This window comes from Limnofasciculus baicalensis BBK-W-15 (assembly GCF_024178385.1).
GTDB classification, from domain to species: domain Bacteria; phylum Cyanobacteriota; class Cyanobacteriia; order Cyanobacteriales; family Coleofasciculaceae; genus Limnofasciculus; species Limnofasciculus baicalensis.
In genome coordinates this window covers 1-1,731 of sequence record NZ_JAMZMM010000644.1, presented here as the reverse complement: position 1 = coordinate 1,731, position 1,731 = coordinate 1, and the positions used below count along the sequence as shown (strand labels likewise).

General features: G+C 44.2%; 1 protein-coding gene and 1 pseudogene. One reads left to right on the top strand and one right to left on the bottom strand.

Going from position 1 to position 1,731, the window contains the following annotated elements:
- Window positions 1-50 precede the first annotated feature (50 nt).
- Window positions 51-539, top strand: a pseudogene (locus NJ959_RS29095) (RuBisCO large subunit C-terminal-like domain-containing protein); the annotation flags it as partial.
- A gap of 316 nt (window positions 540-855) precedes the next feature.
- On the opposite strand, the gene phoU reads toward NJ959_RS29095, so the two are convergent.
- Entirely contained in the window at window positions 856-1,524 is a 669-nt protein-coding gene (phoU, locus tag NJ959_RS29090; protein WP_254015244.1) for a phosphate signaling complex protein PhoU, read from the bottom strand.
- Window positions 1,525-1,731 lie beyond the last annotated feature (207 nt).

The following is a 1,731-nucleotide window of genomic DNA, read 5'->3' as shown; positions in this document are numbered from 1 at the left end:
CTCACGCCAATTTGAGTACAAATATGGCGTGAGGCTTCCGGCGAAGAAAGCTAACTTACGGATTTTCTATCCTCGATGCTCTCTCTACTGACTCGGAAATTAATGTCCCCATCTTTGCTCATCCTGCTTTAGCAGGTGCTTTTTGTGCTGCGCCTAATTATGGGATGGCTTATTCGGTGGTATTGGGAACTTTGATGGCTCATGGTGGTGCGGATGCTGTGCTATATCCCGCCCATTATGGCAGTTTACCATTTGATCCGGTGGAAGAATTGCGCATTCGAGATATTTTGCGATCGCGCAATGTTTTTCCTGTGCCTTCTGCTGGTATTCATCCTGGTATTGTCCCTCAAGTTTTAGCCCATTACGGTCAAGATGTTATCCTGAATGCGGGTACTGGTATTATGGATCATCCCGATTCTCCTGCCGCTGGGGTTAAGGCATTTTTTGAAGCCCTGGAAAGAGTGAAGGATGGTAAGTCTTTTGCTCTCGATAAATTACCTGATGGGGCGCTACGTCGTGCTGTTGAGAAATGGGGCTAATGGGTGTTGACATTGAGTCTAATTTTGTGGTATTTTTGATAATGGGAAATTGTGCCCGCATGTAGGATGTTTTTGGCGGGGGTTATAGATTTGGTTTTTTTAACGCAGAGGTGCGCAGAGGTATCACAGAGGTACGCAGAGGGTTTTATGGGGCGATAGCGTCGGTGTCGATATATGTAGCCGATTACAGGTTTATGACGTACACCCCAGAAACCGGGTTTCTTTAAGAAACCGGGTTTCTCTGTACCTCACATCCTTGGAAAGAGCTGTATATTGCTTGCGACTCAATGGAGTACATCTCACATATACCTACCCATTACCCGCGATACCCTGTGACAATATAGCTAACTCGTTGACCAATATTAGTTGCATGATCTGCCATCCGTTCAATGTGACGAATTGCCAAAACTAATAATACAATTGGTTCAACCACTCCTTTGATATCGCGCTGATAGGCCAAAGTCTGATAAACTCGGTCATAGGCATCGTCTACTTTATCATCTAGGATTTTTACAGATCCCCCTGCATTAGCATCTAAATCTGCCAAAGATTTCAAACTCACTGCCAGCATCGCTTGAGCGTGATGAGACATTACCTCAATTTCTGGTAGGGAAGGATGAGGTGGGTAAGAGAGTAATTTTAGGGAAATTTCGGTTAAATCTTGAGCATAATCCCCAATCCGCTCCAAATCTCGGATTAGCTGCATGAAAGCACTAACAATACGCAAGTCTTGAGCAACTGGCGCTTTTAGAGTCAGGAGAGTGGCGCATTCTAACTCAATTTGACGATAATAGTGGTCAATTTGTCTTTCATTAGCCGTAATTGCCCTAACTGCTTCCAGATTTTGTGAGAACATTGCTTGATGACTCAAGCGAAAGGACGTTTCCACCAAAGCACCCATGCGCAATACATCCTGCTCTAGGCGAATCAGGGATCGCTTAAAGTGGGTACGTTCGGAATTGCTGTTTGCAGAAGATAAGCTCACCTCTAATTAATTAGCACCTTTGATACAAAATCTCAACTATATTCATAGCTCATTAAAGTAAAATTATAGTTAAATTTTTCAATAACGTGGGGAATGGGGAGTAGGGAAGAGAGTTTTGAGTTTTGTTAGCGCAGCGGGACGAAGTCCGTTTTGAGTTTTGAGTTAAAACTCCCTTGTCTCCCTTGTCCCCCTTGTCCCCCTTGTCCC